Source organism: Stenotrophomonas sp. 112478_Sma (genome assembly GCF_056479905.1).
In genome coordinates this window covers 1,539,607-1,553,497 of record NZ_CM151072.1, presented here as the reverse complement: position 1 = coordinate 1,553,497, position 13,891 = coordinate 1,539,607, and the positions used below count along the sequence as shown (strand labels likewise).

Genomic DNA, 13,891 nt, shown 5'->3' with positions numbered 1-13,891 from the left:
AGCGGGCACTACCCCCATCCCGGTGACCACGGCACAATCGCCGCATGAGCCCGACCACTCCCGTTTCCGCCCTCACCATCGCCGGCTCCGACTCCGGCGGAGGCGCCGGCATCCAGGCCGACCTGAAGGCCTTCGCCGCACACCGCGTGCATGGCCTCTCCGCGATCGCCGCATTGACCGCGCAGAACACCCGCGGTGTCACCGCCGTGCATGTGCCGCCAATCGAATTCCTGCGCGCGCAGCTCGACGCGTGCTTCGATGATTTCGACATCCACGCGGTGAAGCTGGGCATGCTGGCCAATGCCGAGGTGATCCACGCCGTGGCCGATGCGCTGCAGCGTCACCGGCCCGCACATGTGGTGCTGGATCCGGTGATGGTCGCCACCAGTGGTGCGCGCCTGCTGGAAGACAGCGCGCTGCAGGCAATGCGCGAGCGTCTGCTTCCGCTGGCCACGCTGGTCACTCCCAACACACCGGAGGCAGAACTGCTGGTGGGCCGCACGATCGGCGATGGAGACGACGCCGAGCGGGCTGCGTCGGCACTGCTGGATCTCGGGGCCGGCGCGGTGCTGCTCAAGGGCGGCCACCTGCACGAGGGCAACCGCGTGATCGATCGCTACTTCGATGGCGTCAGCAGCGAGGAATTCAGTCACGCGCGCTTGCCGCTGGATGCCCACGGCACCGGCTGCACACTGGCCTCGGCCATCGCCGCGCAGCTGTGCAATGGCCTGAGCCTGGCCAACGCCTGCGAAGCGTCGATCGACTACGTGGCACGCGGGCTGCAACTGGGCTACATGCCGGGGCGCAGCGATGTGCGCGTGCTGGATCATTTCGGCGCAGCGCCCCACGCATGAGCCTGCCATCACGGACACTGGCCGTGGAATGCGGCGACGGCCATCGCTTCGAGGTGATGGCCTGCGTACCCGAGCAGCCGCTGGCGCGGCTGCTATGGCTCCCCGCACTGGGCGTGGCCGCGCGCCACTACCTGCCCCTGGCACAGGCCCTGGCTGCGAAAGGCATCGCGGTCTACCTGCACGAGTGGCGTGGCAACGGCAGCAGTTCGCTGCGCCCTTCGCGCACGCGAGACTGGGGCTATCGTGAAGTGCTCGAGCAGGACCTGCCTGCCAGCCAGGCTTTGCTCGCCAACGCCGATGCCGGCGAAGGCGTGCTGCCCTGGATCATCGGTGGGCACAGCCTGGGTGGGCAGCTGGCCTGCGTGCATGCAGGACGGCAACCGCAGCACTTCGAGCACCTGTGGCTGGCCGCCAGTGGCACGCCGTTCTGGCGTACGTTTCCGCCTCCGCGCGGATGGCTTCTGCCGCTGGTGTACCGCTTCCTGCCCTGGATCGCCCGCCGCCAGGGCGTGCTGCACGGCCGGCGCCTGGGCTTTGGGGGCACCGAAGCACGCGGCCTGATTGCCGACTGGTCGCGGGTGGGCCTGAGCAACCATTACGCAGCCGCGGGCATGACCGAGGATCTCGATGCGCAGATGGCACGCGTGCATGGCAGCGCGCAGGCCGTGGTGATGGAACACGACTGGCTGGCACCGACCGGTTCGATGCAGGCGTTGCTGGACAAACTGCCGAATGTGGCATCACACCTGCATGTGCTGTCCGACGGGGAGCTGGGCACGCGTGCCGACCACTTCGCGTGGATGAAGGCGCCACAGGCGGTCGCCCACCAATTTTTCATTCAGCTGGATGAAAATCTTCACAAAAACGGTTGACGGTACGCGCCGACATCCGCATAATTCCGCTCCTGTCGCAGGGCGCCCGTAGCTCAGTTGGATAGAGTACCTGGCTACGAACCAGGCGGTCGGGAGTTCGAATCTCTCCGGGCGCACCACTCGACAGGTTTCCGGCATCCGCCGCTGGAAATGAAGTAAAATTTGATTGTGTACCGCGCGCCCGTAGCTCAGTTGGATAGAGTACCTGGCTACGAACCAGGCGGTCGGGAGTTCGAATCTCTCCGGGCGCACCATACACGATCAACACAACAGGTTTATGTAATTGGCGCCCGTAGCTCAGTTGGATAGAGTACCTGGCTACGAACCAGGCGGTCGGGAGTTCGAATCTCTCCGGGCGCACCATTACACCGAAACAGCAGGCCTCGGCCTGCTGTTTTTTTTATGTGTGTTCTTCGGCAGGGCTGCGCCCTGCACCCGCCGAAGCCAAAGCCGGAGCAACAGCAACAGCGCGCGTTCCGACACCGCCCCCACCTTCGACAGGTTCACGCGGCTGTTGGTAGGTGTCGACCTTGGTCGACACATCTGTCAGATATCGAGTGAATTCATCCATGCATGGCGTGGATCTACCGTGTCGACCAAGGTCGACACCTACCAGAGCAGTACGCCGTTCCGACAGATAGCGGAAAACTGTCGAAGGCGGGGTGGGCCCGGTTGCGGGAGTGTCCGCGGCATGAATGCCGCGGCCAAGCCCCCAAGGACGGGTTTACGGCGTCTCCCGCAACCGGACCCGCCCCGTCCTGCCCCGGCAAACCCGCTTCGGCCGTGGCTGCTGCTGTTGCCGTGTTCCCGCCCGTAGCGGGTGCAGGGCGCAGCCCTGCCGCACACCTATCCCCCGGCCATTGCCCGCCACCACTGCGACAGCAACTCCGGCCTGCGCAGGCGCTCGCGCCACCAGCGCAATGCCGCGCCATCCTCACCGGTCCGCCAGGCCAACCAGAAGGTCTCCTCCGGCTTGTGTTCCTCGACCTCACGGATCACCAGTTCGCCTCGTGCCACCGCCGCGCGCGCGCACGGCTCGGGCAGAAAGCCGAAGCCCACGCCCTCGCATTGCAGTTTCAGCTTGCTGGCCATGTCGGGCACTGTCAGCATCTCCTGCCCCATCAGCAGGCCAACCGTCCGGGGCAGCAAGCGCCGCGCCGAATCGGACACCGCGATCGCACAGTGCTCGACCAGCTGCTCACGTCCCAGCACGCCCGGCACTGCCGCCAAGGGATGATCCGGGGCAACCGCGAACACGAACTCGACCGTACCCAACGGCTCGACCACGTAGCCACCACCGCTCGGCCCCTCGCCCGGCGCGCCCACCAGCAGATCGGCACGCCGGTCCAGCAGCGCCTCCCAGGTGCCGGACAGCGCCTCGCCGATCAAGCGCAGGCGGGTCGGCGCCTCAGCGCCGCGAAATGCGGCGATGTCCGGACCCAGCAGCCAGGTGGGAAACACCGAATCCACTGCCAGGGTCAGTTCGGTTTCCCAGCCGGAGGCCACCCGGCGCACCCGTAGTTCCAGTTCGCGGGCCGCACGGAGCAGATGCCGGCCCTCATCCAGCAGCGCGCGACCGGCCTCGGTCGGCTCCGCACGCGGGCCCACCCGGTCGAACAGCTGCACGCCAAGATCCTCTTCCAGCTTGGCCACGGTGTAGGAAATGGTGGACGGCACCTTGTGCAGGGCCTTGCCGGCACCCGCAAACGAACCGCGGCGATCGATGGCGTCCAGGATCTGCAGGGCTTCGAGGCTGAGCTTGAGCATTCGAATTTTTCGATGATGGCTTTCAAAACTATCCGTTTTTCAAAGCACCGGCGCAAGCGGATACTTCTCTCCAACAGGGAAAAACGGCGATCAATGCCCTGCCCCGCCCCATCGAAAACATCGAACAAGGAGATATCCCATGCTGCAGATCCGCAAGAGTGCTACCCGTGGCCTGGCCGAACATGGCTGGCTGTCCTCGCGCCACACCTTCTCGTTCGCCAACTACTACGATCCGCGCTATGTCAGCTTCGGTCCGCTGCGGGTGATCAACGAGGACAAGGTGATCGGCGGCCAGGGCTTCGGCACCCACAGCCACAGCAACATGGAGATCGTCTCCTACGTGCTGGGCGGCGCACTGGAACACAAGGACTCGATGGGCACCGGTTCGGTACTGCGCTACGGCGATGTGCAGCGCATGAGCGCCGGCAGCGGCGTCAGCCACAGCGAGTTCAACCACTCGGCCACCGAACCCGTGCATTTCCTGCAGATCTGGATCTTCCCGGACACGGAGAACATCACCCCGTCGTATGAGGAAACCCACTTCACGCCGGACAGCAAGCGCAACCAGCTGCGCCTGATCGCCTCGCCCGACGGTGCCGATGGTTCGCTGCGCATCCACCAGGATGCCCGCATCTTCGCCACCCTGCTCGACGGCAGCCACAAGCTGCACCACGCCCTGGGCAGCGGACGCGGTGCCTATGTGCAGGTCGCCCGTGGCCAGCTGCAGGTCAACGGCATCACCCTGGAAGCCGGTGATGCGCTGCAGATCAGCGACGAAGCGCAGCTGACGCTGGAGAACGGCAACGACGCCGAAGTGCTGGTGTTCGACCTGCCGCTGTGAAGTCACGCCCGCGGTGCCGACCGGTACCGCGGGCGACCTCTGGCCTCAACCGCCGACGGCGGCGCAGGCCTCCAGAATCAACGCAGTCACCTCGGCCGGTTTCGACGCCAGCGAAGCATGGCTCGCATCCAGTTGCAGAAGACGCCGGGGCTGGATCCGATCGGCCATCATCGCCTGGTTCTGGGGCGCAATCATCCGGTCCTGGCGCGACAGCTGGTACCAGCTCGGCCTGTGCTTCCACGCCGGATCGGTGATCGCGTCACCAAACGTGCTCGCCAGCGGCGCCTTCTGGGTCACCGCCATCACGCGGCCCTCGTCGGCGGTGAGGTCCTGGCAGAAGCTCTCGTGGAATCTGTCCGCGCGCAGCCACAGATAGCCGTCGCTGTCCGGGGCAAGGTTCGCTGCCGCCTCGGGCAGGTGTTGCTGGGTAATGCCACCCGCGCTCTCGCCCTCGTCGGGTGCGAATGCGGCGATGTAGACCAGGCCCTTGACGTTGGCCTCCCTGCCCGCCTGGGTGATCACTGCACCACCGTAGGAGTGGCCGACCAGCAGGACGGGGCCATCGATCTGGCGGATCATCTTCTGCGTGCGGCTGGCATCATCGGCCAGCGAGGTAAGGGGTAGTTCGACCGCCTGCACGCGGTCATGGCCGTTGCGATGCAGTTCCAGAATGACCTTGGCCCAGTGTGCGGCCCCGCCCCAGAAACCATGGACGAGGAGGATGGTCGGCGCAGTACTCATGGATGGATCTCCGGCAGCGGCCAGGCGGAATGCCGACCGTGAGCCCACTGTCGCCGCGCAGCGTTAAACAGCAGTGACGCCCTTGGCGCGCTGCAATCGTATGCATGTCGGCCCCCCTCCGTTGGCACTTGCCGAACGGCCGTGAAATCGCTTCCATGACGGTTCACTGGAGCTTCCTACCGCGCATGACGCCTTCTTCCCCACGTGCCCAGCAGCACGCCACCCGCGCCGCCTTCTTCATTCCCGGTTTCGCCACCGCCGCGTGGGCACCGATGGTGCCCTTCGCCAAGGCCCAAGCAGGGCTGTCCGACGCCGGTCTGGGCGCCGTGCTGCTGTGCCTCGGGCTGGGCTCACTGCTGGCCATGCCGCTGGCCGGTGCGCTGACCGGTCGCTTCGGCTGCCGTCGGCTGCTGGTGGTCACCTGTGCACTCGTGCTGCTGGCACTGCCGCTGCTGGCGGTGCCGCCTTCGCCCTTCGTGCTCGGTGCGGCCCTGTTCGTGTTCGGCGCGGGCGTGGGTGCGATGGACTGCACGATGAACATGCAGGCAGTGGCCGTCGAACGCGAAGCCGGCCGGGTGATGATGTCCGGCTTCCACGCCTTCTACAGCATCGGTGGCTTTGTCGGCGCCGGCTGCATGACCGGTCTGCTGATCCTGGGCACACCGCTCTGGCTGGCCGCGCTGCTCGCGGCGGCGGCACTGCTGCTGGTAGCTGTGCTGTCGGCACCGCACTGGCGTCCGCAACGGATCCTGCACGAAGGCCCCTTGCTGGCACTGCCACATGGCGTGGTGCTGTTCATCGGCGTGCTGGCATTCGTGGTGTTTCTCGCCGAAGGCTCGATGCTGGACTGGAGCGCCGTGTTCCTGGCCGAGGTACGGCAGGTGCCTCGCGACCAGGCCGGCGCGGGCTTCGCGGTGTTCACTCTGGCGATGACAGCCATGCGCCTGTTCGGCGATGGCATCGTCGAGCGTCTCGGCCGCACCCGCACCCTTGTCATCGGCGGCATCACCGCTGCGGCCGGCTTTGCCGTGGCCACCCTGGTGCCATCGTTGCCGGTTGCCCTTGCGGGCCATGCGCTGGTCGGCCTGGGCTGCGCCAACATCGTGCCGGCACTGTTCTCGATGGCTGGACAGCAGCGCGCGATGCCCGAGAACATCGCCATCACGGCGGTCACCACACTCGGCTATGCCGGCATTCTCGCCGGCCCGGCCGCGATCGGCGCACTGGCCCATGCCAGCAGCCTGGGCTTCGCGTTCCTCTGCGTGGCGGCACTGCTGATCGGTGTCGCGCTGTCGGCGCCGGCACTAGCGCGCCGGCTGTCCTGACGATGCATCAACCGCGTGCCGGCTCCGCTGCCGGCACATCGTGCACCAGCCACTCGGCCTGTGCCGGCAGCTGCGGCGCCGGGCAGGTGGACGGGGGGTGCCGTTCGTCGCGCGCCATCCAGTCGTCGACCACACCGGCCAACAGATCCAGCCGCAGCGGCAGGGTGATATGGTCCTCGCCGCGCATCTCGATGTAGTGCGCCCGCGGGTTGGCCTGCGCGAGTTCGCGCCCCTGGCTCACAGGAATGTGCTGGTCGCCCTGCCCGTGCAGCAGCAGCACGCAGGCGCGCGTGTCGGCCAGCGCGCGAGCCACATCCACATGGTCAAGATCGACATCGATGCGGCGGCTGGCCGCAGCAATCACCTGGTCGATGTCCTGTCCGCCATAACGCCACCGCGCATATGAGGCCACGGCCTGTGCCTTCCACCCTTCCGGCTGCAGCGCCATCAGGTGCGGAATCATCGTGCGGATGGCTACGCCGGCATTGGCGAACGACTCCATCGCGACGACGCCGGCAACCTGGTCACCGAGCTTTTCAGCGGTGAACACCGCCGTCGCCGCGCCATAGGACACGCCGAACAGATACAGGGGCCCGGTGACTTCGCCGCGTGCGCGCAGCTCAGCGATCACATCGACCACGTCGTCCGATTCGTAGGTGCCATAGCCGGAGGGTCCAGCCCCGGACTGACCGTGGTTGCGCAGGTCGAGCGTGACCACGCGATAGCCCGATCCGGCCAGCTGCAATGACCACGGCAGCATCGAATCGCCGTTCATCATCCAGCCGTGCAGGAGCACCACGGTGCCACGCGGCGCCTGTGCCTGGAACGGCTGCGGCACCGACAGGCTGAGTCCGGTGTCCAGCGGCAGGCCATTCTCGTGCCGCTGCGGCAGATAGCGATAGCGGGCGCCGTAGTCGCCCGGATCGAACACGCGCCAGAAGATCGGCACGCCATCACGGCCCGGCGCGAAACCATGGCGATTGGGAATCCCGGCAATGGCCGCAGCGATGCGCGGCTGGTCAAGCAGCGTCGACACGCCGCCGGGCGCGACCAGGCGGTCGGCGAGCGAGGTGGATGCGGCATTCATCGAGGAAGAGCATGCAGCCAGCCATAGGCCGGCGCACGCCAGCAACAGCAGCAGCAGGCGCTTCATGGGCGATCAGGGAAGAAATGCGACAGCGTGGCAGCCTAGCGGGCACCGCGCTTGCCATCTATCGCGGTTCGATGACGGCTTGATGACAGCGCAGCATCGATTCAGCTTGGTGCAGGGCGCCTCCCGCGCCGCGGGTGCAATGAAGGCTGCATCTGCACGTCACCGTCACGTCACTGCCGCTGCCGACACTCCGGGGCTTCCCCCACTCGTGAAGGTCCGGTTTCGATGCCAACGCATGCGCGTATTCCCCGTATCTCGTTGCTTGCCCTGCTGATCGCGCCCACACTGGACGCCCTCGCCGAAGCACCGCAGGGAGAGGGTGACACGACACGTCGCAGCGACGCCCGCACGCTGGACCAGGTCCAGGTGATCGGCCAGGCAACCAGTTACGCCAAGACTGCGGTGCGCACGGAAACACTCAACCGGCAGCTGGTGATGAGCAGCGTCAACGACGCGCTCAACGAAGTGCCCGGCGTGGTCGTCAGCGAGGCCGATGCCACCGGTTCGTCGGTGTGGGGCACGCAGATCAGCATGCGCGGCTTCGTCACCAACCGCGATACGCAGCAGATCGGCACCACCATTGATGGCCTGCCCAATGGTGGCTCGGGCTACGGCGGTGGCTCCCTGGCCAATCGCTACATCGACACCCTGGACCTGGAAACGGTGGAGGTCAGCCAGGGCACGGCTGACATCTCCTCGCGCTCGAACGAGGCGCTGGGCGGCACCCTGAACTTCCTCACCGGCGATCCGCTGCAGGACAGCCGGCTGCGCTTCGTCGTCGGTGCCGGTGACAATGAAGCGCGCAAGTACTACGTGCGCTATGACACCGGCGTGCTTGGCGGCCACACACGTGCTTGGGTCAGTGCATCCTCGGCGCGCGTGCACGATTGGATCGACGGCAGCGGCCGCACCCGCAACGACCATATCGCCGGCAAGTTCGTCACCGAACTGGACCGCTGGACACTCACCGGCTATCTGTCCTACAACGATGCCGACGAACCGGAGTACACCAGCGTTTCGCCACAGGGCTTCGCCACCAATCCGGACCGCGACAACCTGGTCGGCACCCTGACCGGCATTCCCTATCTGGACCAGAACTTCCGTTCCGGTTCCCGTGCCCTGCGCGAGAACACCTTCGGTTACCTGCGCGCGGCCTTTGACGGTGGCAACGGCTTCAAGGCCTCGATGGCGGCCTACGGTCATCGCATGCAGGGTCGCGGCGACTGGCTGCCGCCGTACCTGGCGCAGGTCAGCGACGATGGCAGCGGTCGCCCCGAGTCGGAGTACACCGGCGGCAGCACCGTGTACGGCGGCAGCAACCGGGGCCAGATCTACTTCGTCAATCCCGATGGCAGCGCCGCCCAGCGTCTGGCCACCTGCACGCCGCGGCTGGGCTTCACGGCCGAGTATGATCCGGGCTGCTACGCCGGCAATGTGCTCGGCGCCCAGTCCTACCGCCACACCCACTACGACAACGACCGCATGGGCGTCACTGCCGACGTCGAGTGGCGGCAGACCTTCGGCAGCATCGACAACACGGTCCGCGGTGGCCTGTGGGTGGAAAAGCTGGACCGCTCCGCACGCCGCGACTGGCACCGGCTGCTCAACGTCGGGCAGGACATCGCCTTCGATCACCAGCCGTACTGGGTCCAGTTCGAAGACCGGTACAAGGTCGATGAGCAGATGTACTACATCGAGGACGTGGCCCGCTTCGGCCCCTTCAGCGCGCGCCTGGGCGTGAAGCAGTTCTTCGTGGACCAGTCCCGCCGGCGTGTGATCGGCGCCGCCGAGAACGTCACGTCCGATTCAAAGTCCGATCCGCTGCTGTCCACCGGCTTCACCTGGGCACCCGGTGTTCAGGGCATGGAACTGTTCGCAGGCTTCTCGCAGAACTTCGCGGCCATCCCCTCCGGCGTACTGGGCGAGACCGATCCGCAGCGCTTCCGCAACGTCGAGCCGGAGACCGCCGACAACATCGAACTCGGCATGCGCATCAGCCGCTGGCCGTTGACCGCCTCGGTCACCCTGTACAACATCAAGTTCGACAACCGCATCGTCTACCTGCCGGCCGGTTTCGTCAGCGGCATCGACTACCTGGGCGAGACCGACGGCGTCTACGAGAACTTCGGGGGCGTGGAGAGCAATGGCCTGGAAGCGGCGCTCGGATACGGCTGGGACAACGGCTGGCGGATCAACGCGGCCTATACCTACAACCGCTCGAAGTACCTCGGCAGCGGCGATTCCGCGCGTGACGCCCAGCTGGGCATCGTCGATGGCGCCAAGGTGATCGGCCAGCCCGAGCAGATCCTGGTGGTCTCGGCTGACTGGCAGGGCGAGAACTGGAACTTCGGCCTGTCAGGTCGCTACCTGGGAACGCGCTACCTCGATGCCGCCGACGCCAGCAGCCTCCCCTCGGCCACGGTGTTCAATGCCAACATCGGCTTCGATCTGCAGGGCCTGTCGCCACGCCTGAAGGGCATGGGTGCGAACCTGGTGGTGAGCAATCTCACCGACAAGCGGTATCTTGCAGGTGTCGACGGCCGCGACAGCGCCTTCATCGGCGCTCCGCGCACCGTCGGCATCTCCTTCCGCGTGGACCTGTGAGTGAACCCGTGACCGATATCGGCCGTCGCCGACTGTTGCAGGCCGGCCTTGCCGCCGGCCTTTCACCGCTGCTGCCGAGCATCGCCCGGGCCGCCGCGATCGCCCCCGATGCACGCACCCGGAGCCTGCAGGACCTGCAGCACATCGTGGTGTTCATGCAGGAGAACCGCTCGTTCGATCACTACTTCGGCACCCTGCCGGGCGTGCGCGGATTCGGTGATCGTTTCGTGGCCCCCGCCGCGCCCCTGGCGGGCGGTGGCGCTGCGCGCACCCTGTGGCTGCAACCCGATGCCAGCGGCAGCCGCGCGATCGCACCGTTCCCGCTGGATACCGCCGCGCACTTCGGCTACATGCGCGTCGAAGGCACGCCGCACACCTGGCCTGACGCGCAGCGTGCCTGGGACCATGGGCGCATGGGGCAGTGGCCCAAGGCCAAGCAGAATCACTCCATGGGCTACTTCCAGCGCAGCGACCTGCCCTTCCAGTTCGCACTCGCCGATGCCTTCACCGTCTGCGATGCCTATCACTGCGCGATCCAGGCCGGCACCAACCCGAACCGGGTGTTCCTGTGGACCGGCCACAACGATCCCTTTGCCCGCGCCGGCGGCCCGGTGATCGCCAACTCCCACGACAACTTCCCGGAGCACGGCGGCCATCCGGCGTCCTACCAGTGGACCAGCTACGTCGAGCAGCTGCAGCAGGCAGGGGTGTCCTGGCAGATCTACCAGGACATGGCCGACAACTTCACCGACAACCCGCTGGCCGGATTCGAGACCTTCCGGCAGGCGTACCGCGCTGCACCGGGTCACGATCCGCAGCTCCGCGCACGCGGGGTCAGCACGCGCGGGCTGGCACAGCTGCGCCAGGATGTGGTCGACGGGCAGTTGCCACAGGTCAGCTTCATCATCGCCGACGCTGCCGGCAGCGAACATCCCGGCCCCTCCAGCCCGGCGCAGGGCGCGGCCTACACCGCGCGCGTGCTCGACGCGCTGACCGCCGACCCGGAGGTCTGGAGTCGTACCGCCCTGCTGTTGATGTTCGACGAGAACGACGGCTTCTTCGACCACGTGCCGCCGCCCGCCCCGCCTTCACCGCTGGCGGATGGCTGGGCCGGCGCATCGTCGGTCGGCACCGAAGGCGAATACCATCGGCATCCTGCGCCTGGCGACGAGAAGTACGACGCCGCCGAGCTGCGTGGCCGCCCCTATGGACTGGGCCCGCGCGTGCCGTTGTACGTGATCTCGCCCTGGAGCCGGGGCGGCTGGGTCGATTCGCAGGTGTATGACCACACCTCGGTACTGCGTCTGATCGAACGCCGCTTCGGTGTGCCCGCACCGGGCATCTCACCGTGGCGGCGCGCGGTCTGTGGCGATCTGACCCACGCGTTCGATTTCGCCCAGCGCGATACCCGCCCCTTCGTGCAAGCGTTGCCTGACGTCGATGCGGTGGCCGCGCGCGCGGCGGCCCTGCCGGGCCGGACCGTGCCTGCCCTGCCGCAGGGGTTGCACCCTGCACGCCAGGAAGCCGGGGTAAGACCGGCACGCGCCCTGCCCTATCGGCCGCAGGCCCGGATCACCGCATTGGCCGCCGGAAGCATCGATCTGCAGCTGGCCTGCGAAGGAGCGGCAGCGGTACTGCATGTCTACGACCGGCTGCGCCTGGACGCGATTCCGAGGCGTTACACGCTGGTGCCGGGCACGCCCGTGCAGGCGCGCTGGCCGCTTGCTGCCGATGGCCGCTTCGACCTGTGGCTGCTGGGCCCCAATGGATTCCATCGCCACTTCCGCGGCGATGCCACCTCCCCGATGTTGCTGGCGGAGATGGAGCGCGCCGATGGCCAGCTTCGCCTGCGTCTGCGTAATCCAGGCGATGAGCCCTGCCGGGTCCGCGTGCAGGGAGGCGCCTATGCCGGGCACATGCCGGACCAGACGCTGGACATTGCCGCGCGCTCGGAAACATCACTGGCCTGGGATGCAGCGCCTACCGCAGGGTGGTACGACCTGCATGTCAGCGCTGGAAGCGGTGCGCTGCGCCTGGCAGGGCGCGTCGAGGATGGCCGCCCCGGCACCAGCGATCCGGCGATGGGCAGTGAACCCTTGCGGTTCCAGCACGATTGAGGTCGAGGACGAAATTCGGCAGGCCGCGTCCTGCCCCATAGAAACCGACGGAATCGGGACTGCGCGTCATTGATCTGCGATGCAGCAGTCCGCGTACACCTGCGTCGCCCGCTCGCGCGCAGCCTCGCGCTGCGCAGGGCTCAACTTCGCCTGCAACTCCTGCAGGCTCCTCGCCGGCATATGTGCCGGATTTGCCTTGGCAGCGGCCAAGGCATATGCATAGGCATTCACGCCATCGTAGGCGGTGATTCTTCCCTTGTCGTACGCGCTGGACAGGTGACTGACCGCATCGAGGCTTCCCGTTGCCGCAGCATCATGGAGATGGCGCATCGCACTCTCCCGCCATCTGACCAGGGATTCCGGATTCGCAAGCCACTCCGACGGAGGGCCGATGACGGTCTCGGGATCGGCCGCGTAAAGCAGCTTGGCTTCGATTGAACCCTGCGAGGCGGCCCTGGCAAGCCATGCTCCATGATAGAAGGCAGGCGCAGCTACCAGGGACGCACACTCGCCCAGACGACGCTCATCATTGACCAACGAGGCAGGATCCGGCGTCATGCCTGCATTACGAAGGAAATCGAATGACGCGACCGGATCATGCTTGATCAGGTTCCTGCACTCGCGCACCGTCAACTCCATCAGATAGCTCGCATCCGCATCACCGGCGTCGGAACGCTGCTTCATCACCCTCATGTACTCAAGCGCATCGCCCGGCGGCCGCCGCTCACGGTTGCCGGCAATCTCGTATGCCTTCGGACCTACCCGGCGGAAGACCTGGGGATTCGGCGGCTGCGGACCCGTTCGCGCAGCGGCACGATGCTGCTTTGAGGGCACGGGTGCGACGTCAGTGCGGCCTTGCGTGTGAGGCGCGTGCGCCGCAATCGCCTGCGGCATGGAATCCGCGCGGCCCCACAGGACATAACCGCCGGTCAACACGACAACTGCCACGCCGCCCACGATCAGAGCGCGCTTCAATGAAATCTGCATCCGCACTTCCCGTCCCATCGATCGCCGATCCGTCGGCGTACCGGCTCAGCACATCAGAACCTGCAATCCAAGTCCAGCAATCAGCGCAGACTCGATTCCTGCAGGTGATGGGCAACGTGCTGCACGGGAGAATTCCGGCCACAAAAAAGCCCCTGTCTCCAGGGGCTTTTCTGAGTATCTGGCGGAGTGAGAGGGATTCGAACCCTCGATAGAGCTTTTGACCCTATACTCCCTTAGCAGGGGAGCCCCTTCGGCCACTCGGGCATCACTCCGGGGATTTCACCGCGGGGGTGCGTCGCACCTCAGCGGGGCGTGAATCATAACGTTAATCACGCGCGAAGGTAAAGCCTTATTCCGCAGAATTTTCACCACCGGCGCTGCCGGCTTCGTCACCACGCTGGATGCGCTGGTAGATCTCTTCGCGATGCACAGCGACGTCCTTCGGCGCAGTGATGCCGATACGTACCTGGTTACCCTTGACGCCGAGCACGGTGACGCTCACCGAGTCACCGATCATCAAGGTTTCGCCGACGCGGCGAGTCAGGATCAACATTTTTGTAAGTCTCCATGGAACCGTGTGGAAGGGTATCCCCCACCGGCTTGACGCTTCGTCAAGAAGCGCTACCACGA

10 protein-coding genes, 4 tRNA genes and 1 pseudogene are annotated in these 13,891 nt (G+C 66.4%); 9 read left to right on the top strand and 6 right to left on the bottom strand.

Features of this window, described 5'->3' with window-relative positions; translation table 11 throughout:
• The first annotated feature begins 44 nt into the window (after positions 1–44).
• From thiD to ACZK08_RS07330, 5 genes and pseudogenes are all read left to right on the top strand, one after another.
• Positions 45–854 carry a bifunctional hydroxymethylpyrimidine kinase/phosphomethylpyrimidine kinase gene (gene thiD, locus ACZK08_RS07350; protein ID WP_053517263.1) on the top strand — a complete coding sequence of 270 codons (810 nt, stop codon included), beginning with the start codon at positions 45–47 and terminating at the stop codon, positions 852–854.
• Positions 851–1,778 (top strand): annotated as a pseudogene (locus ACZK08_RS07345) (alpha/beta hydrolase family protein). The gene thiD and the pseudogene ACZK08_RS07345 overlap by 4 nt, the downstream one beginning before the upstream one ends.
• Positions 1,769–1,845: transfer RNA gene (locus tag ACZK08_RS07340), tRNA-Arg, on the top strand. The pseudogene ACZK08_RS07345 and the gene ACZK08_RS07340 overlap by 10 nt, the downstream one beginning before the upstream one ends.
• 58 nt (positions 1,846–1,903) lie before the next feature.
• Positions 1,904–1,980, top strand: a tRNA-Arg gene (locus ACZK08_RS07335).
• A 32-nt stretch (positions 1,981–2,012) separates the two neighbouring features.
• A tRNA-Arg gene (locus ACZK08_RS07330) sits at positions 2,013–2,089 on the top strand.
• A 483-nt stretch (positions 2,090–2,572) separates the two neighbouring features.
• Here ACZK08_RS07330 and ACZK08_RS07325 read toward each other — a convergent pair.
• A complete protein-coding gene (locus tag ACZK08_RS07325) occupies positions 2,573–3,493 on the bottom strand; it encodes a LysR family transcriptional regulator (RefSeq protein WP_065181268.1) in 921 nt (306 codons plus the stop codon).
• 139 nt (positions 3,494–3,632) lie between these two features.
• Here ACZK08_RS07325 and ACZK08_RS07320 point away from each other — a divergent pair, with 139 nt between their 5' ends.
• A complete protein-coding gene (locus tag ACZK08_RS07320; protein WP_053520377.1) occupies positions 3,633–4,334 on the top strand; it encodes a pirin family protein in 702 nt (233 codons plus the stop codon).
• A gap of 45 nt (positions 4,335–4,379) precedes the next feature.
• Here ACZK08_RS07320 and ACZK08_RS07315 read toward each other — a convergent pair whose 3' ends face one another.
• Positions 4,380–5,075 carry an alpha/beta hydrolase gene (locus ACZK08_RS07315; protein ID WP_065181267.1) on the bottom strand — a complete coding sequence of 232 codons (696 nt, stop codon included), beginning with the start codon at positions 5,073–5,075 and terminating at the stop codon, positions 4,380–4,382.
• Between the two features lie 185 nt (positions 5,076–5,260).
• Between ACZK08_RS07315 and ACZK08_RS07310 the strand changes: the two genes are divergently transcribed.
• Positions 5,261–6,400: an MFS transporter gene (locus tag ACZK08_RS07310; RefSeq protein ID WP_065181266.1), complete on the top strand. Its 1,140-nt coding sequence runs from the start codon at positions 5,261–5,263 to the stop codon at positions 6,398–6,400.
• A 7-nt stretch (positions 6,401–6,407) separates the two neighbouring features.
• Here ACZK08_RS07310 and ACZK08_RS07305 read toward each other — a convergent pair whose 3' ends face one another.
• Positions 6,408–7,553 (bottom strand): alpha/beta fold hydrolase, encoded by a 1,146-nt coding sequence (locus ACZK08_RS07305; RefSeq protein ID WP_065181265.1) that lies wholly within the window; start codon positions 7,551–7,553, stop codon positions 6,408–6,410.
• Positions 7,554–7,778: 225 nt separating this feature from the next.
• Between ACZK08_RS07305 and ACZK08_RS07300 the strand changes: the two genes are divergently transcribed.
• Both ACZK08_RS07300 and ACZK08_RS07295 read left to right on the top strand, forming a co-directional pair.
• Positions 7,779–10,157, top strand: a complete 2,379-nt coding sequence (locus tag ACZK08_RS07300; protein WP_065181264.1) for a TonB-dependent receptor — start codon at positions 7,779–7,781, stop codon at positions 10,155–10,157.
• An 8-nt stretch (positions 10,158–10,165) separates the two neighbouring features.
• On the top strand, positions 10,166–12,274 hold the full coding sequence (locus tag ACZK08_RS07295; protein ID WP_065181263.1) for a phosphocholine-specific phospholipase C: 2,109 nt from the start codon (positions 10,166–10,168) through the stop codon (positions 12,272–12,274).
• A gap of 66 nt (positions 12,275–12,340) precedes the next feature.
• On the opposite strand, the gene ACZK08_RS07290 is transcribed toward ACZK08_RS07295, so the two are convergent.
• The 3 genes from ACZK08_RS07290 to csrA all read right to left on the bottom strand — a co-directional run bounded on the left by ACZK08_RS07290 (position 12,341) and on the right by csrA (position 13,814).
• Positions 12,341–13,261, bottom strand: coding sequence for a hypothetical protein (locus tag ACZK08_RS07290; RefSeq protein ID WP_065181262.1), 921 nt, complete (start codon positions 13,259–13,261; stop codon positions 12,341–12,343).
• A 179-nt stretch (positions 13,262–13,440) separates the two neighbouring features.
• A tRNA-Ser gene (locus ACZK08_RS07285) sits at positions 13,441–13,533 on the bottom strand.
• A 77-nt stretch (positions 13,534–13,610) separates the two neighbouring features.
• On the bottom strand, positions 13,611–13,814 hold the full coding sequence (gene csrA / locus ACZK08_RS07280) for a carbon storage regulator CsrA (protein WP_053520007.1): 204 nt from the start codon (positions 13,812–13,814) through the stop codon (positions 13,611–13,613).
• Between the last annotated feature and the right edge of the window lie 77 nt (positions 13,815–13,891).